We start from the raw sequence: 22,756 nt of genomic DNA, 5'->3' as shown, positions 1-22,756 counted from the left end.
AGCTAGGGTCGGTACATGGAATTCCGACACCTGGGCCGTTCCGGCCTGATGGTCAGCGAGATCTCGTACGGCAACTGGATCACCCACGGTTCGCAGGTCGAGGAGGACGCCGCGTTCGCCTGCGTCCGGGCCGCTCTCGACGCGGGGATCACCACCTTCGACACCGCCGACGTGTACGCCGGCACCCGGGCCGAGGACGTGCTCGGCCGGGCGTTGCAGAACGAGCGCCGTGAGGGCCTGGAGATCTTCACCAAGGTCTACTGGCCGACCGGGCCCGGCCGCAACGACCGTGGCCTGTCCCGCAAGCACATCATGGAGTCGATCAACGGCTCGCTGCGCCGACTGCGCACCGACTACGTGGACCTCTACCAGGCCCACCGCTACGACAGCAGCACCCCGCTGGAAGAGACGATGGAGGCGTTCGCCGACGTCGTCCACTCCGGCAAGGCGCACTACATCGGCGTCTCCGAGTGGACCGCCGCCCAGCTGCGCGCCGCCCACCCGCTCGCCCGGGAGCTGCACATCCCGCTGGTCTCCAACCAGCCGCAGTACTCGCTGCTCTGGCGGGTCATCGAGACCGAGGTCGTGCCGGCCAGCGAGGAGCTCGGCATCGGGCAGATCGTCTGGTCGCCGATGGCGCAGGGCGTGCTCTCCGGCAAGTACCTGCCGGGCCAGCCGCCGCCGGCCGGTTCCCGCGCCACCGACGAGAAGTCGGGTGCGGGCTTCATCTCCCGGTTCATGAACGACGACGTGCTGACCCGGGTTCAGCAGCTCAAGCCCCTCGCCGAGCAGGCCGGGCTCAGCATGGCCCAGCTCGCCGTGGCGTGGGTGCTGCAGAACCCGAACGTCTCGTCGGCGATCATCGGCGCGTCCCGCCCCGAGCAGGTGCACGACAACGTGAAGGCGGCCGGGGTGAAGCTCGACGCCGACCTGCTCCAGGCGATCGACGACATCGTCGGGCCGATCGTCGAGCGGGACCCGGCGAAGACCGAGTCCCCCGCGCAGCGTCCCTGACGCCGTTCCGGCCCGGTCGGCGCGAAACTCTCGCGCCGACCGGGCCGGGTCAGGTCAGCTCTGCCAGAAGCGGATCAGCTCCAGGCCGGTGGCGTAGAGCCACGACGGCAGACCGAGCAGGTCACCGACCGCGAAGACCGCGTCGAAGAACCAGCCGCCGATGCGCGGGTTCCACAGCAGCGCGAAGAGCAGGATGAAGCCGTACGGCGCGAACAGGTCGTACATCTTGCGCCACTGCGGGTTGAGCCACGGTTGGATCATGTTGCCGCCGTCCAGGCCGGGCACCGGCAGCAGGTTCAGCACGCTGGCGGTGAGCTGGAGGAAGGCGAGCAACGCCACCCCGGCCCAGAACTCCACCGGCCCATCCGACTGGGCGCCGAGCCGCACCACCGCCACCAACACCAAGGTGAACAGCACGTTGGTCGCCGGGCCGGCGAGGCTGACCAGGGTGTGCCGTAGCCGGCCCGGAATGGAGTGCCGGTCCACCCAGACCGCGCCACCCGGCAGGCCGATGCCGCCGAGCAGCACCACCACGACCGGCAGCACGATCGACAGCAGCGGGTGGGTGTACTTGAACGGGTTGAGCGTCAGGTAGCCGCGGTGGGCGATGTCCCGGTCGCCGGCCCGGTAGGCCACCACCGCGTGGGCGTACTCGTGCAGGCAGAGCGACACCAGCCAGCCGGACACCACGAAGAGAAACACGTTGAACCGGACGTTGCCGTACCCGTTCCAGGTCAGCACCCCGCTGACCGCGAAGAGCGCGACCAGGCCGAGGAAGACCGGGCTGGGCCGGAACGCCGCCTTGGGTACGCCGAGGACCAGCCCGTCGCCGCCCGGGCGGTCGTAGGCCATCACTCGGCCGTGGGCAGCAGGCTCATCCGGTAATCCACCCGGTCGTCCTCCATGAGCGCGACCGAGGTGACGCCGGACGCCGCGAGCTCCCGCCAGGTCTGACCGATCCAGGATTCGGCGTCGGCCTGGCTGCCGAACGACTCCGCCGGTCCCTCGACCGTCTGACCGTCCGTGCCCTCGTACCGCCAGCTCCACGCCATGCCGCGTCTCCCCTCGCCGCTGAAGTCCCCGTGGGACGAACCCTCGCCAGCGTAGTCGGCCCGGCGCGCAACGGCCGCTCGCTCGCCCCGGCGGGACCCACGGGGTGGATCAGTCCGATCGACGTCGGCCGGTACGGTGGCTCGGTGCTGACACGGGGAGTGCTGCTCGGCGACCGGTACCGGCTGGGCGAGCGGGTGGCGACGGGGGGTATGGGAGCGGTCTGGCGCGGCACTGACGTGCTGCTGGAACGCGAGGTCGCCGTGAAGGTGCTGCTGCCGTCGCTGGTGGCCGATCCGGAGTTCACCGCCCGGTTCCGGGCCGAGGCGCGGATGCTGGCAGCGCTGCGGCACCCCGGCGTGGTCCCGGTGCACGACGTGGGGCAGGCCGCGCTCGACGACGGCAGCCAGGTCGACTACCTGGTGATGGAGTACGTCGAGGGCGAGCCGTTGTCCGCCCGGGTGCGCGGGGTGGGGCGGCTGGATCCGGCCACCACCATGTCGGTGCTAGCCCAGGCCGCCGAGGCGCTGCACACCGCCCACCTCGCCGGCATCGTGCACCGGGACGTGAAGCCGGGCAACCTGCTGGTCAAGGCCGACGGCACAGTGGTGCTCGTCGACTTCGGCATCGCCCGGTCCCGCAACATGGCCGGGCTCACCGCCGCGAACATGGTGCTCGGCACCGCCTCGTACATGTCTCCCGAGCAGGCCACCGGGCAGCCGGTCTCGGCCGCCACCGACATCTACGCGCTCGGCGCGGTGGCGTACTTCTGCCTGGCCGGGCAGCCGCCCTTCCACGGTGACAACCCCCTCGCGGTGGCGCTGCGGCACGCCCAGGAGGACGCGGCGGCGCTGCCGGCGGCCACCCCACCGGCGGTTGCCGCAGTGGTGGCCCGCGCGCTGGCCAAGCGTCCGGAGGACCGGTTCGGCAGCGCCGCTGAGTTGGCCGCTGCCGCCGCCGATGCCCGCGACGCGACCCTGGCGAGCATTCCGATGTCGGCCCGCCCACCGTGGGCGCTGGCCGCACCCACCCCGGGAGCCCTCTCGGCCCTCCCGGCCGCGCCCGCCCCCGCGCCGTCCGTCCCGGCCCCCGCGCCGCCGGCGGCACAGACGCCCTCGGCCGGGCCGACGCCGACCGGGCAGCCCGCGCCTCTCGGGGCCGCCGCCGTGCGCACGCCGGCAGGCTTCGCGGCCTCGTCGGTGACCGGCCCGGAGTCGACCCGTGAGGACGTGTTGCGGACCGGGCCGTCCGGCCGACGCCGGCACCTGCTGGTCGGGGTCGGCGCTGTCGCTTGCGTGGCGATGATCGCCGTGGCCGTGGCGGCCCTACGGCCCGACGGGGGTGGGGCGGACAGTCCGCCCGCGCTGGCCGGCGAATCGGTGGCAGCCCCGGAGGGTGGCGCGCTCGACGCCGCAGGTGCGAGCACCTCGGGATCCTCGCCCAGCGGCGCACCGGGCACCCGCCGCAGCGCGTCCGCCGCACCGACCGTGGCAGGGACCCACGCGCCGACCGACGCCCCGGACCCGCGCACCACGACGCCGGGCAGCACACCGACAGGTACGACCAGCAGCCGACCAACGCCCACCCGCACCCCGTCGAGCCGGCCCAACCCGTACACGGCGGCACAGGCGTGCGGCAGCGGCTACCAGGTGATCGACTCGGCGACGCTGACCGGTGGTGACGGTCAGCGCAAGGGCCGGGTGTTCCTGCTGTTCCACGCGGGCACCGGCACCAACTGCGTGGTCACCCTCAAGGACACCGCGGTCGGCGCGAAGTCGGCGGTTTCGGCGTACCTGGAGGTGCAGGGGCGGGCGCGCAGCACCGACAGCGGGTCCTTCGACTACTACGCCGGGCCGGTCCGGGCCAGCGCCGCCGGGACGTGCGTCAAGTGGGGCGGCTCCACCGGCGGGGTCAGTTACGGCAGCGGGTTCGAACACTGCGACTGAACGACGGGGAGCACCGGGCCGGCAGGCACCGCAACCCTGGGCGGCCTTAAGGTACGGGCATGTCCGTAGACGGGTGGAACACGGTCCTGGTGCTCGGCGGTATCCGGTCCGGCAAGTCCGAGTTCGCCGAGTCCCTGGTCACCGACGCGCCGGTGGTCCGCTACGTCGCCACCGCGCCCGAGGGCGACCCGGAGGACACCGAGTGGGCGACCCGGCTGGCGGCGCACCGCGCCCGACGGCCGGGCAGTTGGACCACCGAGGAAACCACCGAGGATCCGCGCCGGCTGGCCGACGTGCTGGAGTCCGCCGAGCCCAACGAGCTGTTGCTCGTCGACGACCTGGGCGGCTGGGTGACGGTGCTGCTCGACCCGGACCACCAGCCCGCCGACGACGTGGCGACCATCGCCGAGTTGGCCGAGGCGATCCGCGGATGTGCGGCGCGAGTGGTGCTGGTAAGCCCCGAGGTGGGGCTGTCGCTGGTGCCGACCACCCCGCTGGGCCGGGCGTTCACCGACGCGTTGGGCGCGGCCAACCGCGCGGTCGCCGACGCCTGCGACGCGGTGGTGCTGGTCGTCGCCGGTCAGCCGGTCTGGCTCAAGTCGGTCGCCAGCGCGACCGAGTCGCCCGCTCCGACCACAGTGACCGCGCCGACGGCCGCTGCCAACGCCGCGGTGGTGGCGAGCCTGGCCGACAGCGAGCCGACCCCCGAGGTGCAGCTGCCCGACGTGCTGACCCACACGCCGCCGGCCACCCCGACCGCAGAATCGGGCAACCCGTGGGCCGCACCGACCATGGCGCTGCCGATGGTGGCCACCGGGCTGGTCATCCAGCCCGGCATGGAGCTGCCGATGCCCGACGAGTACGCCGGCCCGCAGGCGGTGGACCGGCTGGCCACGCTGGACGTACCGGGCGCCGGTCTGGGCGTGCTGGACCGGGTGGTGGGCTTCGCCGCCGCCACCCAGGGCACCTCGACCCCCGCCGCCTGGGGCTCGGTGCGGGTGCTGCTGCTGCACGGCGACCACGCCGGCGGGGCGGCGGCCGGCACCGTCGCCGGTGAGTCGGCGCGCCGTGCCGCACAGGCCCGCGCCGGCCAGGGGGCGTTGGCACGCCTGGCCGCCGAGGGCGGCGCCAGTCTCCAGGTGGTGGACGCTCCGGCCTCCGCGCCGATCGAGGACCAGCCGGCCCTCGCGCCGGAGCAGGTGGATTCCGCGCTGCGCTACGGCTGGCGGTTGGCCGAACAAGCCGCCGACGCCGGCGTACAACTGCTGGTGCTCGGCGCGTGCGGCGCCGGCACCGAGGCGGCGGCCGCGGCGGTGCTCGCGGCGACCGCGGGCGCGGAGCCGCCCGCCGTGCTGGGCCGGGTGATCACCGAAGCCGGTGAGATCGACGACGCGGCGTGGATGATCCGCTGCGCGGCGGTTCGCGACGCGCTGCACCGCACCCGACGCTCGTCGCGCGGCGCCAAGGACATCCTGGCCGAGCTGGGCGGCGGCGACGTGGCGGTGGCCACCGGCGTGCTGCTCGGCGCCACCGCCCGCCGGGTGCCGGTGCTGCTCGACGGGCCGGTCGGGTTGGCCGCCGGCATGGTGAGCCGTGACCTGGCCGGGCAGGCCCGGCACTGGTGTCTGCTGGCCGACCACGGCGGGCACCCGGCCGTGCGGCTCGCCGCCGACGTGCTGGGCCTCACCCCGCTGCTCGACCTGCGGCTGGATCTCGGCGAGGGCGCGAACGCGCTGGTCGCGCTGCCGCTGCTGCGCTCGGTGCTGGCGCTGTCCGCCGCGCTGCCGGTGCACCCGTCGCTGGGCGGCACGGACGACACCGACCCGCCCGCCGACGAACCGGAGTCCACCGACCCGAGCTACGCCGACCCGAGCTACGCCGACCCGGATCTCACCGAGCCCGACTGGACCGAGCCCAACTCGACCGAGCCCAACTTCGCCGAGCCGGAGCCGGCCGGGCCGGGCCCGGCCAGCACCGGGGCGGACGAGCAGCCGGCGTCGGGCTGGCGTGCCGGCTGAGCCACGCCTGCTCGCGGGAGCCCGGCTGGCGGTCACCACGTTCACCACGCTGCCGGTGCGGGCCGGACGCATCGACCGCCCGGTCGCCGGCACGGCGATGGCCCTCGCCCCGGTGGTCGGCGCGCTGCTCGGCGCCCTGCTGGCCGGTGTGCTGCTGCTGACCGGCGCGCTCGCCCCACCGCTGGTGGCGGCCGGCGTGACCGTCGGCGTCGCCGCGCTGCTCACCCGGGGGCTGCACCTGGACGGGCTGGCCGACACCGTGGACGCGCTCGGCTCGTACCGGCGGGGCGCGGCCGCCCTGGAGATCATGAAGAAGCCCGACGTCGGCCCGTTCGGGGTGGTCGCCCTGGTGGTCGTACTCCTGGTGCAGGCGGCAGCGCTCGCCGACCTCGCCGGCCGGTCCTGGCCGGCGTGCCTCGCGGCGGTGGTCGCGGCGACCGCGGCCGGGCGGCTCGGCGTCACTGTGGCCTGCCGGCGGGGAGTGCCGGCGGCCCGGCCCGACGGGCTGGGTGCGCTGGTCGCCGGCACTGTCGGCCCGGTGGCAGTGGCCGCCGGCGCGGTCGCCGTCGTGCTGCTGGCGGTGCCAGCGGTGCCGGGCCGTCCGTGGCAGGGGCCGCTGGCCGTCGTCGCCGCGATCGCCGTCGCGCTACCGCTGCTCAACCACGTGGTACGCCGGCTCGGCGGGATCACCGGCGACGTCCTGGGAGCGACCGTCGAGGTGGTCACCACGCTGGTCTACCTGGGTCTGGTGCTGTCCGGCTGAACCGGGCCCGGCGGGCCGGGTAGCGTTCGGCTCGACAACACCGGCGCGGCCACCGGGGGATCCCACAATGCTCATCACGGACGACTTCCTGCCCGTTCCGGTGCCGGAGTCGCTCAGCGCGACCTACCTGGTGCCGATGGCGGGGCTACCGAAGGTCAGTGCGAAGACCGCGGTGGCGGCCCTGACCGGCCGGCTGGCCGAGCCGGTGCACGGGCTGGCCCGGCAGATGCTCGACAGCCCGCTGATGAGCGTCGACACCCGACCGATCGCCGAGTTCCCCGAGCTGCCACCGGACCTGCTCACCGCGTTCGGCGCCACCAAGGAGCAGCTGGACCGGCTGGCGGCGGCGACGCACCTGGTGGTCGTACAGGCCGAGTACCGGCCCGGCTGGCCACCCGCGCACGAGTGGGCCGCCCGTGCGGTCGCGGCCGCCGTGGCGGAGTCCGTCGACAGCGACGTGGTGGACGTCTTCGGCCTCCAGTTCCTCGACCCGGCGACAGCGCTGCGCTCCCTCCCCGACGAGCAGGGCCGCATCCGACTTGTCGACTGGGTGCTGGTGCCGTACTCCTCGGACACCGAGGGTCTCTGGTTCACCACGAAGGGGCTGCGCCGCTTCGGTCTGCTGGAGTTGCAGACCCAGGGGGTGCCCGACCATCTCACCCGCGCCTGGGGTGCGGTGATGACCGGTGCGGCCCGCCGACTGCTGCGGGACTGGACCGACGGGCTCACCGGCGAGGAGGTGCCGGCGTTCGTGCAGCTGCCGGTGCTCGCCACTGTCACCGGCCACGACATCGCTGTGGCGTACGGCAACCCGGAGCAGCACGGCGCCACCGCCCCGGTGCTGCTCCGCCTCGAACTGGACCCGGCCACCGACCCGGAGGCCGACTCGTTCCTCAGCCTGCGCCCGCCGGCCGGGCACCCCGGCCCGGACGGGCGCTACTACGCAGCCGCCTGCGCGACCCTGTTCTCCGGGATCCAGCCGGACGTGCGCTACGCCCGTTCCGGTGACGCGATGAGCCGTGCGGTCGCCACCGCCCGGGCCGCGCTGGATGACGCGCGGGCCCGGTTCGTCGCAGGCCTTCTCCCCACCGAGTCGCAGTTGGTGGTGAAGTACGGCCTGCCCGGAGACGACGGCCCGGAGTACGTCTGGGCGGGCGTCACCTCGTGGGAGACCCCGGAACGCATCGTCGGCGTGAGCGCCAGCGACGCCAACACCGACCAGAGCGTCCGCATCGGCGCCCCGGTGGTCGTGGAGGCGTCCGACGTAGTCGACTGGGCCGTCCTGGACGCGACAGGCGTCATCGAGGGCGGCTGGACCCAAGCAGTCCTCGACTCAGGCGAACCCCCAACCCCCTCACGCTGACCCCCAACCCCAGGTCCCGCCCGGTCCCCGGGCCCCCCTTCCGCGTTGATCATGAAGTTATTGCCACCGCCGTCGGCGTGTCGCGGCAATAACTTCATGATCAACCAGGTCTGGAGTGGGTGGGGGGCGGGGCCGGGTGGGGGGTTACTTCACTGAGGGGGTTACGAAGGGGGGCTTCGTCAGCTTCAGGGGGGCTCGGCGGCCTCGGATGTCGATCTCGACCTCGTCGCCGTCCGCGAGGTTGGCGTTGGTGTTCAACAGGGCCAGCGCTATGCCCTGCTTGCGGGTGGGCGAGAAGGTGCCGCTGGTCACGGTGCCGACCTGGGTGTCGCCCACGTGCAGGGTCATGCCGGGGCGGGGGATGGCCCGGTCGACGGCCACCAGGCCGCGCAGCGTACGCAGGGGGCCGGCGGCCTTCTCGGCGAGCAGCGCGTCGCGGCCCCAGAAGGCCGGCTTGTCCCAGCCGACCGCCCAGCCGGAGCGGGCCTGCACCGGGCTGATGTCCAGGGAGAGGTCCTGCCCGTGCAGCGGGTAACCCATCTCGGTCCGCAGCGTGTCCCGGGCGGCCAGCCCGCAGGCACGCAGCCCGAACGTCGCGCCGACGGCGAAGAGCTCGTCCCAGACGGCCACAGCGTGCTCCGCCGGCACCACCAGCTCGTAGCCCAGCTCGCCCGTGTAGCCGGTACGGCAGACGGTCAGCTCCAAGCCGGCCAGGCTGGCGGCGGAGAAGCTCATGTAGCCGTGTTCGGTGGGCAGGTCCAGGGCGGCCAGCAACTCGGCCGAGCGGGGGCCCTGCACGGCCAGCACCGCGTACGCCTCGTGCTCGTCGGTGACGGTCACCTGCGCGGGCGCGGCGGCGCGCAACCGGCGCACCACCTCGGCGGTGTTCGCCGCGTTCGGGATGAGGAAGACATGGTCGTCGGCGTAGAGGTAGGCGATGATGTCGTCCACCACGCCGCCGGTGGCGTCGTCACAGCAGAGCGTGTACTGCGCCCGGCCCGGGCCGATCCGGCCGAGGTCGTTGCTGAGGCAGGAGTTGACGAAGTCGGCCGCGCCGGGGCCGCTCACCCGGGCCTTGCCCAGGTGTGACACGTCGAATACCCCGACCGCCGTACGCACAGCGGTGTGCTCCTTGAGCACTCCGCCGCCGGCGTACTCCAGCGGCATCTCCCAGCCCCCGAAGGGGGCGAACTTGGCTCCGGCGGCGGTGTGCCGCTCGTGCAGCGGGGAACGGCGCAGCCGGGTCGCGGCGGCGTCGGAGGTCACGTCGGTCATGGGTGGCAACTTACCGGGGGCAACGTCGCTGGTTAGCATCGGCGGGAGCCCGCTGGCGCTGTCGGCGGGACAGCCATGACGTCCGGCGGGTAGGTTCCGCCGGAGACCTTCACCGCTGGTACGCGACGCCGCGACCGGCCCGGCCCGCCCGGAGTAGCTTCAGTGACTTCACCCCGCACCACCAACCTGAGCCTGGTCGACACCGACCCGGCCGAGCTCGCCGTCGACGCGATCGTGATCGGCGTGCACAGCCAGACCGGAGAGCAGGGCGCCACCAGCGGCCTCGCCGGCACCCTGCTGCTCGCCAGCGGCGCGGAGAGCATCGCGGCCGCGTTCGACGGCAAGCTGACCGAGACCCTCGCGCTGCTCGGCGCGACCGGCGGGCCGGGTGAGGTCATCAAGCTGGCCACGCTGGGCACCGTGACCGCCCCGCTGGTCACCGCGGTCGGGCTCGGCCCGGAGCCGTCGGGTGCCGCCCCGGCCCCGGAGACGCTGCGCCGGGCCGCCGGTGCGGCGATCCGGGCCCTGGCGGGCGCCCCCAAGGTCGCGCTGGCGCTGCCGCTGCCGGACGACACTGACGCGTCGGCGGAGCTGCGCGCGGTCGCCGAGGGCGCGCTGCTGGGTGGGTACCGGTTCGCCGGTTACAAGACGCGGCCCCAGCCGACCCGGCGGGAGCCGGTGGCCGAGGTGCTCATCGCGGTGCCGGACGCCGGCGACGCAGGCGCCCAGGCGGAGATCGCCCGGGCGCAGGCGGTGGCGGGCGCGGTCCGGCTCAGCCGGGACTGGGTGAACACCGCGCCGAACGAGCTGCGTCCGCCGTCGTTCGCCGACGCGGTCGCCAGCGCGGCCCGCGAGGCGGGCCTCGGCGTCGAGGTGCTCGACGAGGCGGCGCTGGCCGCCGGCGGGTACGGCGGCATCGTCGCGGTCGGGCAGGGCTCGGAGGCCCCGCCGCGGCTGGTGAAGCTGACCTACACCCCGCAGGGCGGCGGCAACGGCAAGCGGGTCGCGCTGGTCGGCAAGGGCATCACCTTCGACACCGGCGGCATCTCGATCAAGCCGGCGCAGGGCATGTGGGAGATGAAGTCCGACATGGCGGGCGCCGCCGCGGTGGGCGCGGCCATGCTGGCGATCGCCGCGCTGAAGCCGACTGTGGCGGTCAGCGCGTACCTGCCGATGGCGGAAAACATGCCGTCGGGCACCAGCTACCGGCCGGGTGACGTGATCACCATGTTCAACGGCAAGCGCGTCGAGGTGCTCAACACCGACGCCGAGGGTCGGATGATCCTGGGCGACGCCATCGCCCGCGCCTGCGCGGACGGCACCGACTACCTGTTCGAGACCTCCACCCTGACCGGCGGCCAGGTGATCGCGCTGGGCAAGCGGATGGCCGGCGTGATGGGCACTCCGGAGCTGTGCGACCGGGTGAAGGTGGTCGGCGACGCCGTCGGCGAGCCGGCCTGGCCGATGCCGCTGCCCGACGACGTCCGTAAGGGCATGGAGTCGGATGTCGCGGACATCTCGCAGGTCAACGCCGGGATGGACCGGGCCGGTCACATGCTGCAGGGCGGTGTGTTCCTGCGCGAGTTCGTGACCGACGACGTGGCGTGGGCGCACATCGACATCGCCGGGCCGGGCTACCACTCGGGTGAGCCGACCGGTTACTGGACCAAGGGCGGCACCGGTGTACCGGTCCGCACGCTGGTGCAGCTCGTCGAGGACGTCGCCACCAACGGCTGACGGGACACGCGAAGGGGCCCCCTCGAGCAGGGGGCCCCTTCGCGTAGGTCAGTACCGCTCGGGGCGCCGTTTGCGGCGCTCGTTGAAGTCACGCATCCGCTGCGGGTAGCCCATCAGCCGGACGTCGTACACCGGAATGCCCATCCGGTACGCGAAGCGCCGGGCCCCGTCCGGGCCGTCGATGCGCCGGCGGGTCCACTCCCCGTCGTCGGCGATCAGGATGACAGTGGTCTCCGTCACGGTCGTCCGGGGCTCGATGTACGCCTCGACGCCGCGCCGACTCCGGATGAAGTTCTCCAGATGCTCCAGATCGCCACGATCGGCGGCACGGTCATGGCTCGGCACAGCCGCCTGTTTGCGGCGCCGGAACAAGCCCACCGGATCTCTCCCCCACCGTGCGTCATCGACAACGGTGCCAAGGGTACGTGTCGATGACGTGTCGTTGGGCACCTCAGTACGCACCCTGTGCTCAGTGGTGACAAGATGACCGAGGTGGGGTGTGTCCGTGTTACATCCCCGTGACCCCCGATGCAGCGACGCGACCTGGGAGTTGGACGTGAGCGAGCCGAACGAAGCGACCTTCGACATTGTCATTCTCGGAGGTGGCAGCGGCGGCTACGCGACCGCGCTGCGCGCCGCCCAGCTGGGCCTGAAGGTCGCGCTGGTCGAGAAGGGCAAGCTCGGGGGCACCTGCCTGCACAACGGCTGCATCCCGACGAAGGCGCTGCTGCACGCGGCCGAGATCGCCGACCAGGCTCGCGAGTCTGAGCAGTTCGGTGTGAAGGCCGAGCTGATCGGCATCGACATGGCCGGGGTCAACTCGTACAAGGACGGCGTGATCTCCCGCCTGTACAAGGGCCTGCAGGGCCTGGTGGGCGGCTCGAAGAACATCACAGTCGTCGAGGGCGCCGGCAAGCTGGTCGGCAAGAACGTGGTCGAGGTGGCGGGCAAGCGCTACACCGGCCGCAACATCGTCCTGGCCTCCGGCTCGTACGCGAAGAGCCTGCCCGGCCTGGAGGTCGACGGCGAGCGGATCATCACCAGCGACCACGCCCTCACGATGGACCGGGTGCCGTCGTCGGTGATCGTGCTCGGTGGCGGCGTGATCGGGGTCGAGTTCGCCAGCGTGTGGAAGTCCTTCGGCGTGGACGTGACGATCGTCGAGGCGCTGCCCCGGCTGGTCGCCGCCGAGGACGAGGAGTCGTCGAAGGCGCTGGAGCGGGCGTTCCGCAAGCGGAAGATCAACTTCAAGGTCGGCAAGCCGTTCGAGAAGGTCGAGAAGACCGAGAGCGGCGTCAAGCTGACCATCCAGGGCGGCGAGACCGTCGAGGCGGAGCTGCTGCTCGTCGCCGTCGGTCGCGGCCCGAACACCGCCAACCTCGGGTACGAGGAGCAGGGCGTCAAGATGGACCGCGGCTACGTGCTGACCGACGAGCGGCTGCGCACCAGCGTGCCGAACGTCTACGCGGTCGGCGACATCGTCCCGGGCCTCCAGCTCGCGCACCGGGGCTTCCAGCAGGGCATCTTCGTGGCCGAGGAGATCGCCGGGCAGACCCCCGCCGTGATCGACGAGGTCGGCATCCCGCGCGTCACCTACTGCGACCCGGAGCTGGCGTCGGTGGGTCTCACCGAGGCGAAGGCCAAGGAGCAGTACGGCGCCGACAAGGTCAAGACGTACAACTACAACCTGGGTGGCAACGGCAAGAGCCAGATCCTCAAGACCACCGGCTTCGTGAAGCTGGTCCGGGTCGAGGACGGCCCGGTGGTCGGCGTGCACATGATCGGCGCCCGGGTCGGTGAGCTGATCGGTGAGGCTCAGCTCATCTACAACTGGGAGGCGTACCCGGCCGAGGTCGCCCAGCTCGTGCACGCCCACCCGACCCAGAACGAGGCCCTGGGCGAGGCGCACCTGGCCCTCGCCGGCAAGCCGCTGCACGCGCACGCCTGATCATCCAAACCGCGGCGTCCGGCGACGGGCGAAGATCCCACCAGGGGAATGAAGGAGTCTCAGAAAATGCCGGTATCGGTCACCATGCCCCGGCTCGGCGAGAGCGTCACCGAGGGCACCGTCACTCGCTGGCTCAAGCAGGAGGGCGACACGGTCGAGGTTGACGAGCCCCTGCTCGAGGTCTCGACCGACAAGGTCGACACCGAGATCCCGTCGCCCGCTGCGGGCGTGCTGAGCCGGATCGTGGTCGGCGAGGACGAGACCGCCGAGGTCGGCAGCGAGCTGGCCGTCATCGCCGGTGAGGGCGAGTCGACCGGCGGTGGCGAGGCCGCCCCGCAGGAGCAGGCCCCGGCCGAGTCGGTCGAGCCGGCCGCCGAGCCGACGGCCGCCGCCGAGGGCACCGCGGACGAGGTGGCCCAGGACGAGGCCCCGGCCGAGGCGCCGGCTCCGGCCGCCGCTTCGTCGGGCGAGGGCACCGCGGTGAAGATGCCCGCCCTGGGCGAGAGCGTCACCGAGGGTACTGTCACCCGCTGGCTGAAGCAGGTCGGCGAGACTATCGAGGTCGACGAGCCGCTGCTGGAGGTCTCCACCGACAAGGTGGACACCGAGATCCCGTCGCCGGTCGCCGGCACGGTGCTGGAGATCAAGGTCGCCGAGGACGAGACCGCAGCGGTCGGCGCCGACCTCGCGATCATCGGCGCTGCCGGCGGGGCCCCGGCCCAGGCGCAGCCCGAGCCGAAGCCCGAGCCGAAGGCGGAGGCCAAGCCGGCGCCGAAGGCCGAGCCGAAGCCGGAGCCGAAGGTCGAGGAGCCGACCCCCGGCATGTCGTACAACGAGCCCGCCGCGGAGACCGAGAGCTCGGCGCAGCCGGCGAAGACCGAGCAGGCCGCGCAGCCGGCCGCGCCGACCTCGACGCCGCCGCGCCCGTCCGCCCCGGCACCGGGTGCCGGCGAGGAGGCCGCCGGTTACGTGACCCCGCTGGTGCGCAAGCTGGCCAGTGAGCACGGCGTCGACCTGGCCGCGCTCAACGGCACCGGCGTGGGTGGTCGGATCCGCAAGCAGGACGTGCTGGAGGCCGCCGAGAAGGCCAAGGCCGCCAAGGCCGCTCCCGCCGCGGCGCCGACGGCCGCACCGGCCGCGGCTGCGGCCAAGCCGGCCGAGAAGCCGCAGCCGAGCAGCAAGCGGGGCACCACCGAGAAGCTGCCGCGCATCCGGGCGACCATCGCCAAGCGGATGCAGCAGTCGCTGCACGAGACGGCCCAGCTCACCACGGTGGTCGAGGTGGACGTCACCCGGGTCGCCAAGTTGCGGACGCGGGCCAAGGAGTCGTTCCAGGCCAAGCACGGCGTGAAGCTGTCCTTCCTGCCGTTCTTCGCGCTCGCCGCCATCGAGGCGCTCCAGACCCACCCGATCATCCAGGCCAGCATGGACCTGGACGGCGGCACGATCACCTACCCGGCCGCAGAGCACCTGGGCATCGCCGTGGACACCGAGCGCGGGCTGCTCGTGCCGGTCATCCACAACGCCGGTGAGCTCAACATGGGCGGCATCGCCAAGCGGATCGCCGACCTGGCCGAGCGCACCCGGGCCAACAAGATCACCCCGGACGAGATGGCCGGGGCGACCTTCACGCTGACCAACACGGGCAGCCGGGGCGCTCTCTTCGACACCCCGATCGTGCCGTCGCCGCAGTCGGCGATGCTCGGCACCGGTGCCGTGGTCAAGCGGCCGGTCGTGGTCAACGACCCGGAGCTGGGCGAGGTCGTCGCGATCCGGTCGATGGTCTACCTGGCCATGTCCTACGACCACCGGCTGATCGACGGCGCCGACGCGGCCCGCTTCCTGACCGCGGTCAAGGAGCGGCTGGAGGCCGGCAACTTCGAGTCGGAGCTGGGCCTGGCCTGATCCACCCGCAACGCCGAGAGGGCGCCCCGGTCGTCGACCGGGGCGCCCTCTCGTCTGCGGTCCTCAGCCCTTCAGCAGGGCGGTCGAGACCTGCCAGAGCCGCTCGGCGGCCTCCGGGTCCAGCGCGTACGCGGCGACTCCCGTCCGCCCACCGGGCTGGTGGGGGGCGGCCTCCTGACAGTCCTCGAAGTAGCGCCCGCCGACCCCGTCGAGCAGCGGTGAGGCGGCGACCAGCACCGAGGTGGCGGCGCCCTGCTCGACGGTCTTCCAGGTCGCCGCGTTACCGGCGCGCAGCCGGTCCAGCTCCTCCTCGCTGACGTAGCGCTGGAGGTTGGTCCGGATCGCGCCGGGCATCAGCGAGTTGGTGAGGATGCCGTCGTCGGCCCAGCGCCGGGTGGCCTCCACGGCGAACAGCACGTTGGCCGTCTTGGACTGCCCGTACGCCTGCCACGGCTCGTACTCCCGCTTGTCGTACTGGATGTCCTCGAAGACCACCGGTGAGCGCAGGTGGGCGGCGGAGCTGACCGAGACGATCCTGGCCCCGTCGCTGGCGGCGAGTGCCGGGCGCAGCCCGGTGGCGAGCGCGAAGTGCCCCAGGTGGTTCGTGGCGAACTGCATCTCCCAGCCCTGCGGGGTGCGGGACAGGGGCGCGGCCATGATGCCGGCGTTGTTGACCAGAATGTGCAACGGGCCGTCCCAGTTGGCCACGAAGTCGGCGACCGAACCCTGGTCGGCGAGGTCGAGCGGGGCGACCAGGACACGGTCGTTGCCGGTGGTGCCGGTGATGTCGTTGGCGGCCTGCTGACCCGCGTCGGGATTGCGGACGGCCAGGGTGACCTCCGCGCCGGCGCTGGCCAGGGCGCGGGCAGTCTCCACGCCGATCCCGGAGGACCCGCCGGTGACGATCGCCCGCCGCCCGACGAGGTCCACGCCCCGGATCACGTCCATGGCCGTGGAGTGATGGGCGAACGAAGTGGTGATCGGGTTGTTGGTCGTCATTGTCCATCCTTGTCCGGGGTGGGCGGACCGACCGGCCCGCTGCGGGAGGCCGCGGCCCCGGTGTTTCCCCGACCCGGGCCGGAGGTAACGCCGGACCCCGTCGCCATCGCCGTTCGGGCCTCCGACCAGCCCGGACGCTGCCAGAGTGGGATCGTGGGCGGCTACCGGCGGGGTGGACAGCTGGGACCGGCCGTCCCGATCGCCCCGGGCGCCCGGGTGGACAAGTTCGAGGTCTTCTTCGACCTGGTCTTCGTCTTCTCGTTCTTCATCATCACCCGGGCCACCGCCGCGAACATCTCCGGTCGGCAGCTGCTGCACGCCGGCCTGGTGCTCGCCGTGCTCTGGTGGATCTGGGTGGTGCACAGCCTGGTCGCCACCCGGGTGCGGCTCGGCGAGGGCTACGTCCCGGTGCTCATGGTGATCGCGATGGTCGCCCTGTTCGCGTTCGCGCTGGCGCTGCCGCAGGCGTTCAACGACCCGAAGGGGAGTGCCGCCGGCCCGATGCTGGTGGCCATCAGCTATGTCGTGGTCCGGGCCGTGCACATGTTCCTCTATCAACACGTGGTGCGGGACAGTCCGCAGGAACGGCGGCAACTGCGGCGGTTCGCCCCGGAGCTGGCGGTGAGCATCGTGCTGCTGCTGGCCGCCGCGCTCATCCCGCCGCAGATCACCGACCCCGACCGGGCCGCCCTGGTCCGCGACGGGCTGTGGATCACGGTGGTGGTGGTGCAGTACGCCACCGGCTTCATCGTCGGGACCTGGGGCTGGGGGGTGACCAGCGCCGAACACTGGACCGAGCGCTACGACCTCATCCTGATCATCGCGCTGGGTGAGTCGATCATCTCGACGGGCGTGGGCGGCAACCTGCTCGGCAAGCCGGTCACCTGGCCGGCGGTGGCCGCCGCCGCGCTCGGCATCGTGGTCACCGCCGCCCTCTGGTGGGCGCACTTCGACTTCATCGGACCGGCCGCCCGGATCGCCCTGCACGCGGCGGAGGGCGCCCCCCGGGTGGCGATGGCCCGCGACGCGTACGCGTATCTCTACCTGCCGATGATCGCCGGGGTGATCCTCTTCTCGATCGGCAACGAGGAGGTCCTGCACAAGATCACCGACCCGTCCGGCGGGATCGCCGAGACTGTCGAGGGGCCGGCGGTGCCGATGCTCTTCGGCGGGCTGATCTGCTATTTCGCCGTCAACCTGCTCTTCCAGTTACGCACCCTGCACACCGTCAGCTGGACCCGCGTCGGCGTCATAGTGGTCCTCACGGCGGCCCTTCCGATCGGCCAACACCTGCCAGCGCTGGGCGCGCTCACCCTCGCGACAGTGATCTGCGTGGCGCTGGTGGCCGTGGAGGTGATGGTGATGGCGCAATCCCGGCACGCCCTGCGGGCCGCCGTCTTCCAGGAGCGGACCTCCCACGAGGCCCACGAGGCCGCCTGGCGGGCGCGCTGGCACGACGTCCGGGAGACCGACGAACCGACCACTCCGTGACGGCGGCGTTCCCGGGTTTCGAGGCGTGACCGGCCGGCCCTAGACTTCGACGCAGCGTCGCAGTGCACCCGGCCCGAAGGCCGCCGTGGGCATGGAGGCGCGGGGACAGCATGGGACGAACGTGCACCCAACCGGTTCACCGGCCGGCCGGCTCGCCGCCGTCGGCAATCAGATGATCGAAATCCACCTTTGGCTCAGCGCGGAACTGGCCCGGCTCCAGGCAAGCCTCGACACCCCGTCCCGGGACCTGCGGGCGCACTGCCTGACCTTCTGCGCCGCGCTCGGCCGACACCACACCGGCGAGGACGCGGGCGCGTTCCGGTTGCTGGCCGAGGAGGCCCCCGAGCTGCGCCCGGTCATCGACAACCTGATCACCGATCACGAGGTGGTGGCGGGGATCCTGGAACGGGTCGAGGCACTGCTGGGCGGCGACGCGGCGGTGCCGGTCGCCCAGGTGCGCGCCGAGCTGGGCGGGCTGGCCGCCCTGTTGGAGTCGCACTTCCGCTACGAGGAGAAGCGGCTGGTCACCGCCCTGAACGCGCTCACCGGTCGAACCGGCACGACCGAGGAACTACTCGGCCTGACCACGCCCGGTTCCCTCTAGCCGGCCTCCGACCTCGGTGCGGTGCCGGGCAGACGCTCGTAGAAGCGGATCTTCTCCCGGAGGTGGTCGTACTGGCGCTGGAGCAGGCGCATCTGCTCCTCGACCCGCGCCGCGTGGTGGCGCAGCAGCTCGTGCCGCTCGTCGGCGGTGTGCTCGCCGTCGCGGGCCAGTTGCGCGTAGCGGCGCATCTGCGCGATCGGCATCCCGGTGTCGCGCAGGCAGCGGAACAGCACCAGCCAGCCGAGGTCGTCGTCGGTGAAGACCCGCTGCCCGCCTGTCGTCCGCTCCACGTCAGCGAGGAGGCCGATCTTCTCGTAGTACCGCAGAGTGTCCAGACTGAAGCCGCTGCGGCGGGCGGCCTCCGAGGGGGCGTAACCGCTCATGTCGCGAGATGGTAGTGCTTGACCTGGAGCGCGCTCCAGGTTGGAGGCTGGCGACCATGACGACGACACGGACGCTGGGACGCAGCGGCATCACTGTGAGCGCTATCGGAATGGGGTGCTGGGCCATCGGCGGCCCGCTCTGGGGTGACGACGGGCAGCCGTTCGGCTGGGGTGAGGTGGACGACGACGAGTCCATCCGCACCATCCACCGGGCGCTCGACCTCGGGGTGACCCTGTTCGACACCGCCAGCAACTACGGCGCCGGGCACAGCGAGCGGATCCTCGGTCAAGCAGTGGCCGGGCGGCGGGACAGCGTGGTGATCGCCACCAAGTTCGGCAACGTCAGCGAGGAGGGCACCCGGCGGGCGCTCGGCACCGACGCCAGCCCGGCCTTCGCGGTGCGCAGCCTGGACGACTCGCTCCGCCGGCTCGGCACCGACTACGTCGACCTCTACCAACTGCACATCAACGCACTGCCGGTGCCCGCCGCGCTCGATCTGGTCGACACCCTGGAGGCCCTGGTCGACCAGGGCAAGATTCGCGCGTACGGCTGGAGCACCGACGATCCGGCCTCGGCAGAGGCGTTCGCGGCTGCCGGCCCGCGCTGCGCGGCGATCCAGCACGACGAGTCGGTGCTGCGCGACAACGCGGCGGTGCTGGCGGTCTGCGACAAGCACGACCTGGCCAGCCTCAACCGCGGGCCGTTGGCGATGGGGCTGCTCACCGGGTCGACCCGGGCGGTCGGGAGCGACGATGTGCGCGGACGGGCGCCGGAGTGGCTGGAGTGGTTCACCGACGGCCGACCGACACCACGCTGGGCGGCCCGGGTCGACCAGGTCCGCGAGGCGCTCACCGCCGACGGCCGCACCCTGGCGCAGGGCGCGCTCGGCTGGCTGCTGGCGCGCAGCCCCCGTACCGTGCCGATCCCCGGCCTGCGCACTGTGGCCCAAGCCGACGAGAACCTGGCCACCCTGGAGCGTGGCCCGCTGAGCCCCGAGTCCTACGCCGAGGTGGAGCGTCTCCTCACCGACCTTCGTCCGGCCCCCGCGGCCTGACCGCCGGGCCGGTCCACGCCCCGGGCGTCGTCAGCGGAAGTCGTCAGCGTGCTCGCCGGCCCACTGCCGGAACGTGCGCCCGGGGCGGCCGGTCACCTGCTCGACGTCCGGGGCGACCCAGGCGTTGCCGTCGAGATACCGGCCCATCTCGAGGAACCACTCGATCACCTCGGCGGGATAGTCGTCCTTCCAGTACTCCCGGGCCTGCTCCGGGGTCAATTCCTCGAACCGCACCGGGCGACCGATCGCCGCACCGATCATCTCGACCGCGTCCCGGCGCCGGACCGGCTCCGGACCGGTCGGCTGGTAGACCTGGCCGGCATGGCCGTCGTCGGTGAGCGCCGCCAGGATGACCGCGGCGATGTCCGCCTCGTGGACCAGGGCGCTGTTCCAGTCACCGAACGGTGCCCGGACCACCCCCTCGGCCCGGATGGCGGGCGCCCAGTCCCGGGTGTTCGCCATGAACTCGCCGGGAAACACGTGCGTCCACTCCAGACCCGAGTTCTCGATCGCCCGGTGCAGCGGCCGGTGCGGGGCCTCGAGCGGGTCGTCGTCGGCCCGGCTCGGATCGTTGTGACCGAGGTGGGTGACCCGACGAACGCCGGCCTTCCGGGCCAGCTCCAGGATCTCCGCACCGGTGCTCAGCGGTCCGTACCCATCCATTGCGACCAGGTGCATGCGTGTCACGCCGCGCAGCGCCGGCGCCAGCGTGTGGGGCCTGGCGAAGTCGCCCGCCAGCACCTCCACCCCGCTGGGCAGCGCGGCGGCCGCCGGCGACGCGGGATCGCGGGTCAGTGCGCGTACGTCGTGGCCGGCGGCCACCAGTTGCCGGACCAGGCTGCCTCCGACGGTTCCGGTCGCTCCGGTCACCAGGATCGGCATTGTTCCTCCTCAGGTATCGCCCGACGGCGGGCACGGTGAGCCGACCCCGCCATCCCGGGGGCGCTCTCGGATGGCTCATGGTCAGCCAGATCGATGCCGGAAGCAATCGCGAACACTGCATTCACGTTCGCTTTGACCTGCGGAAACGCGACCGGCACCGAAAGCGCGCGAGAGCATTTTTCGGCCCCCGGGAGGCCCGTTGACCTGCGTTCTTCGCGCCACCCGGGGGCGTTTGCAAATTTCTTCGCCGGTTCGTCCCGCAGCCGGTGACGTCGGCCGCGCCGTGCATCCATCGGGGGTGTTCTGGACGAAGATGGGGGTATGCGGATCCTTCTGGCCGGCGCGTCCGGCTTCCTTGGCACCCGGCTGGCCGACCTGCTCGTCCGCGACGGGCACGAGGTGACCCGGCTGGTCCGTCGGGCGCCAGGCGGGCCGCAGGAGCGGCGGTGGGACCCGGCCGCCGGGCAGCTCGACCCGGCCGTGGCCGCCGAGGCCGACGCCGTGGTCAACCTGGCCGGCGCGGGCGTCGGCGACAAACGCTGGAACGACGACTACCGCCGGTTGATCCGTACCAGCCGGGTGGACAGCACCACCACGCTGGCGACCACCATCGCCGGGCTGCCCGCCGCGGACCGACCCCGGGTGCTGCTCAACTCATCGGCCGTCGGCTGGTACGGCAACACGGGCGACCGGGCGGTCGAGGAGGACGCGCCGGCCGGCGAGGGCTTCCTGGCCGACGTCTGCCGGGTGTGGGAGGCCGCGACCCGGCCGGCCGAGGACGCCGGGGTACGCGTGGTCCGGCTGCGTACCGGTCTGCCGCTGGACCGCGACGGCGGGCTGCTCAAGCCGCAGCTGCTGCCGTTCAAGCTGGGCATCGCCGGCCGGCTGGGCAGCGGCCGGCAGTGGCTGCCGTGGATCTCGATGGCCGACTGGCTGAACGCGACCCGCTTTCTGCTGAACCACGACGAGGTCGCCGGCCCGGTGAACGTGGTGGGGCCGAACCCGGTGACGAACATCGAGTTCACCAGCGAGCTGGCCCGGCAGCTGCACCGCCCGGCGATCATCCCGATCCCCGCACTGGCGCTCAAGGTGGTCCTCGGCGGCTTCGCCCACGAGGCCCTCACCAGCACGCGAGTCCTCCCCGGAGTCCTGGCGAGAGCTGCCTACCCCTACCAGCACCCCACCCTCCCCCAAGCCCTGAAAGCAGCCCTGACCGCCTAACCCCACCCCGGGGAGCCCCGCCCAGCCCGGTGGTTCGGCCCTCGGCAGAATCGGCGGTCAGCGGGTCGCCGGTGAGCTGGTGGAGGCCGATGCTGGACCAATGGCGACCTTCTCCCTCCAGGCCACCCCGACCGACGCCGCGAGCTGGGCCGAGCTGGCCCGCCGGGCCGAGACCGCCGGCTTCGACGCCCTGCTCGCCGCCGACCACCCCGGCGACGTGACGTCACCGTTCGTGGCGCTGGCCGCCGCCGCCCCGGTCACCTCGACGATCGGGCTCGGTTCGTACGTGTCGAACCTCGGCGTACGGGAACCGATGCTGCTCGCGGCCGACGTGGCCACCCTCGACCTGATCTCCGGTGGTCGGGCCCGGCTCGGTGTCGGCGCCGGTCACACGCCGGCGGAGTGGCGCGCGGTGGGCCGGGAACGGCCCGACGTGGCCGGCCGGGTCCGCCGTTGCGTGGCCGTCGCCGAGGCGGTCCGCGCCCTGCTCGACGGTGCCTCGGTCACCGTCGACTCGGCGGAGCTGACGATGCGCGAGGCGGTGCTGCGCGAGCCCCGGCCGGTGCAGGACCGGGTCCCGCTGACAATGGGTACGGCGAACTCGACGCTGCTGCGCTGGGCCGGCGCGCACGCCGACGTGGTCGGGCTGACCGGGTTCGGGCGTACCCTCGCCGACGGCCACCAGCATGAGGCGCGCTGGCGGGCCGACCAGATCGAGGTGCAGCTGGCCTGCGTGGCGGCCGGCGCGGCCGGCCGGACCGACCCGCCGGCGCTGGAGGCACTGGTGCAGACGGTGGTGGTCACCGACGACGCGGAGGTTGCCGCTGCCGAGCAGGCCCGGCGCAACGGCATGACCTCCGCCGAACTGCTGGCCACCCCGTTCGTGCTGATCGGCACTGTGGACGAGATCGTCACGGCGGTCGCCGAGCACGAACAGCGCTGGGGGGTGACCCGGTTCGTGGTCCGCGACGACGCGCTGGATCCACTAACGCCGGTACTGGCCCGGCTGACCTGAGCCCGCGCCGACGGCCGTGTTGATCAAGAGGTTTGCGTCAGATTCCGGCTTCCGGATGACGCAAACCTCTTGATCAACAGGGGTTGG

The 22,756-nt window shown here is 72.8% G+C and carries 19 protein-coding genes and 1 pseudogene; 13 read left to right on the top strand and 7 right to left on the bottom strand.

The window, feature by feature from the left end:
- Nucleotides 1-15 precede the first annotated feature (15 nt).
- Nucleotides 16-1,014 carry an aldo/keto reductase family protein gene (locus tag ACLJOK_RS01915; protein ID WP_354942507.1) on the top strand — a complete coding sequence of 333 codons (999 nt, stop codon included), beginning with the start codon at nt 16-18 and terminating at the stop codon, nt 1,012-1,014.
- Nucleotides 1,015-1,068: 54 nt separating this feature from the next.
- On the opposite strand, the gene ACLJOK_RS01910 is transcribed toward ACLJOK_RS01915, so the two are convergent.
- Both ACLJOK_RS01910 and ACLJOK_RS01905 read right to left on the bottom strand, forming a co-directional pair.
- Nucleotides 1,069-1,866, bottom strand: a complete 798-nt coding sequence (locus ACLJOK_RS01910) for a site-2 protease family protein (RefSeq protein ID WP_238680063.1) — start codon at nt 1,864-1,866, stop codon at nt 1,069-1,071.
- A complete protein-coding gene (locus ACLJOK_RS01905) occupies nt 1,866-2,066 on the bottom strand; it encodes a hypothetical protein (protein ID WP_088949470.1) in 201 nt (66 codons plus the stop codon). Before ACLJOK_RS01905 ends, ACLJOK_RS01910 begins: the two co-directional genes overlap by 1 nt.
- 144 nt (nt 2,067-2,210) lie before the next feature.
- Here ACLJOK_RS01905 and ACLJOK_RS01900 point away from each other — a divergent pair, with 144 nt between their 5' ends.
- The 4 genes and pseudogenes from ACLJOK_RS01900 to ACLJOK_RS01885 all read left to right on the top strand — a co-directional run bounded on the left by ACLJOK_RS01900 (nt 2,211) and on the right by ACLJOK_RS01885 (nt 8,154).
- Nucleotides 2,211-4,010 carry a protein kinase domain-containing protein gene (locus ACLJOK_RS01900; protein ID WP_410815741.1) on the top strand — a complete coding sequence of 600 codons (1,800 nt, stop codon included), beginning with the start codon at nt 2,211-2,213 and terminating at the stop codon, nt 4,008-4,010.
- 59 nt (nt 4,011-4,069) lie between these two features.
- Nucleotides 4,070-5,819, top strand: a pseudogene (locus tag ACLJOK_RS01895) (bifunctional adenosylcobinamide kinase/adenosylcobinamide-phosphate guanylyltransferase); the annotation flags it as partial.
- 198 nt (nt 5,820-6,017) lie between these two features.
- Entirely contained in the window at nt 6,018-6,791 is a 774-nt protein-coding gene (locus ACLJOK_RS01890; protein WP_410815739.1) for an adenosylcobinamide-GDP ribazoletransferase, read from the top strand.
- 67 nt (nt 6,792-6,858) lie between these two features.
- Nucleotides 6,859-8,154: a DUF2314 domain-containing protein gene (locus tag ACLJOK_RS01885; protein WP_410815737.1), complete on the top strand. Its 1,296-nt coding sequence runs from the start codon at nt 6,859-6,861 to the stop codon at nt 8,152-8,154.
- A gap of 144 nt (nt 8,155-8,298) precedes the next feature.
- On the opposite strand, the gene gcvT is transcribed toward ACLJOK_RS01885, so the two are convergent.
- Nucleotides 8,299-9,429, bottom strand: a complete 1,131-nt coding sequence (gene gcvT, locus ACLJOK_RS01880; protein WP_410815735.1) for a glycine cleavage system aminomethyltransferase GcvT — start codon at nt 9,427-9,429, stop codon at nt 8,299-8,301.
- Nucleotides 9,430-9,591: 162 nt separating this feature from the next.
- On the opposite strand from gcvT, the gene ACLJOK_RS01875 reads away from it, so the two are divergent.
- Nucleotides 9,592-11,166 carry a leucyl aminopeptidase gene (locus ACLJOK_RS01875; RefSeq protein WP_410815733.1) on the top strand — a complete coding sequence of 525 codons (1,575 nt, stop codon included), beginning with the start codon at nt 9,592-9,594 and terminating at the stop codon, nt 11,164-11,166.
- A 48-nt stretch (nt 11,167-11,214) separates the two neighbouring features.
- Here the strand turns inward: ACLJOK_RS01875 and ACLJOK_RS01870 are convergent, their stop codons facing one another.
- The gene (locus tag ACLJOK_RS01870) at nt 11,215-11,544 is read right to left on the bottom strand and encodes a hypothetical protein (RefSeq protein ID WP_354942500.1); all 330 of its coding nucleotides are present in this window, start codon (nt 11,542-11,544) and stop codon (nt 11,215-11,217) included.
- Between the two features lie 178 nt (nt 11,545-11,722).
- Here ACLJOK_RS01870 and lpdA point away from each other — a divergent pair, with 178 nt between their 5' ends.
- Nucleotides 11,723-13,114 carry a dihydrolipoyl dehydrogenase gene (gene lpdA / locus ACLJOK_RS01865; protein WP_410815730.1) on the top strand — a complete coding sequence of 464 codons (1,392 nt, stop codon included), beginning with the start codon at nt 11,723-11,725 and terminating at the stop codon, nt 13,112-13,114.
- A gap of 66 nt (nt 13,115-13,180) precedes the next feature.
- Nucleotides 13,181-15,019 carry a 2-oxoglutarate dehydrogenase, E2 component, dihydrolipoamide succinyltransferase gene (gene sucB, locus ACLJOK_RS01860; protein WP_410815728.1) on the top strand — a complete coding sequence of 613 codons (1,839 nt, stop codon included), beginning with the start codon at nt 13,181-13,183 and terminating at the stop codon, nt 15,017-15,019.
- Nucleotides 15,020-15,082: 63 nt separating this feature from the next.
- Here the strand turns inward: sucB and ACLJOK_RS01855 are convergent, their stop codons facing one another.
- Nucleotides 15,083-16,018 (bottom strand): SDR family NAD(P)-dependent oxidoreductase, encoded by a 936-nt coding sequence (locus tag ACLJOK_RS01855; RefSeq protein WP_410815726.1) that lies wholly within the window; start codon nt 16,016-16,018, stop codon nt 15,083-15,085.
- Nucleotides 16,019-16,171: 153 nt separating this feature from the next.
- Here ACLJOK_RS01855 and ACLJOK_RS01850 point away from each other — a divergent pair, with 153 nt between their 5' ends.
- Both ACLJOK_RS01850 and ACLJOK_RS01845 read left to right on the top strand, forming a co-directional pair.
- The gene (locus ACLJOK_RS01850) at nt 16,172-17,509 is read left to right on the top strand and encodes a low temperature requirement protein A (protein WP_410819203.1); all 1,338 of its coding nucleotides are present in this window, start codon (nt 16,172-16,174) and stop codon (nt 17,507-17,509) included.
- A 121-nt stretch (nt 17,510-17,630) separates the two neighbouring features.
- Nucleotides 17,631-18,113, top strand: a complete 483-nt coding sequence (locus tag ACLJOK_RS01845; protein ID WP_410815724.1) for a hemerythrin domain-containing protein — start codon at nt 17,631-17,633, stop codon at nt 18,111-18,113.
- Here the strand turns inward: ACLJOK_RS01845 and ACLJOK_RS01840 are convergent.
- A complete protein-coding gene (locus tag ACLJOK_RS01840) occupies nt 18,110-18,496 on the bottom strand; it encodes a MerR family transcriptional regulator (RefSeq protein ID WP_410815722.1) in 387 nt (128 codons plus the stop codon). The genes ACLJOK_RS01845 and ACLJOK_RS01840 overlap by 4 nt on opposite strands.
- A gap of 56 nt (nt 18,497-18,552) precedes the next feature.
- On the opposite strand from ACLJOK_RS01840, the gene ACLJOK_RS01835 reads away from it, so the two are divergent.
- Nucleotides 18,553-19,551, top strand: a complete 999-nt coding sequence (locus ACLJOK_RS01835) for an aldo/keto reductase (protein WP_410815721.1) — start codon at nt 18,553-18,555, stop codon at nt 19,549-19,551.
- Nucleotides 19,552-19,581: 30 nt separating this feature from the next.
- On the opposite strand, the gene ACLJOK_RS01830 is transcribed toward ACLJOK_RS01835, so the two are convergent.
- A complete protein-coding gene (locus ACLJOK_RS01830; RefSeq protein ID WP_410815719.1) occupies nt 19,582-20,433 on the bottom strand; it encodes an NmrA family NAD(P)-binding protein in 852 nt (283 codons plus the stop codon).
- 321 nt (nt 20,434-20,754) lie between these two features.
- Here ACLJOK_RS01830 and ACLJOK_RS01825 point away from each other — a divergent pair, with 321 nt between their 5' ends.
- A complete protein-coding gene (locus ACLJOK_RS01825; protein WP_410815717.1) occupies nt 20,755-21,654 on the top strand; it encodes a TIGR01777 family oxidoreductase in 900 nt (299 codons plus the stop codon).
- 100 nt (nt 21,655-21,754) lie between these two features.
- Nucleotides 21,755-22,669, top strand: a complete 915-nt coding sequence (locus tag ACLJOK_RS01820; protein WP_410815715.1) for an LLM class flavin-dependent oxidoreductase — start codon at nt 21,755-21,757, stop codon at nt 22,667-22,669.
- Nucleotides 22,670-22,756 lie beyond the last annotated feature (87 nt).

The organism is Micromonospora sp. 050-3 (assembly GCF_046549335.1).
Lineage (GTDB): Bacteria > Actinomycetota > Actinomycetes > Mycobacteriales > Micromonosporaceae > Micromonospora > Micromonospora trifolii.
Note: the sequence above shows the minus strand (reverse complement) of the source record. Positions and strands in the feature narration are given on the sequence as shown.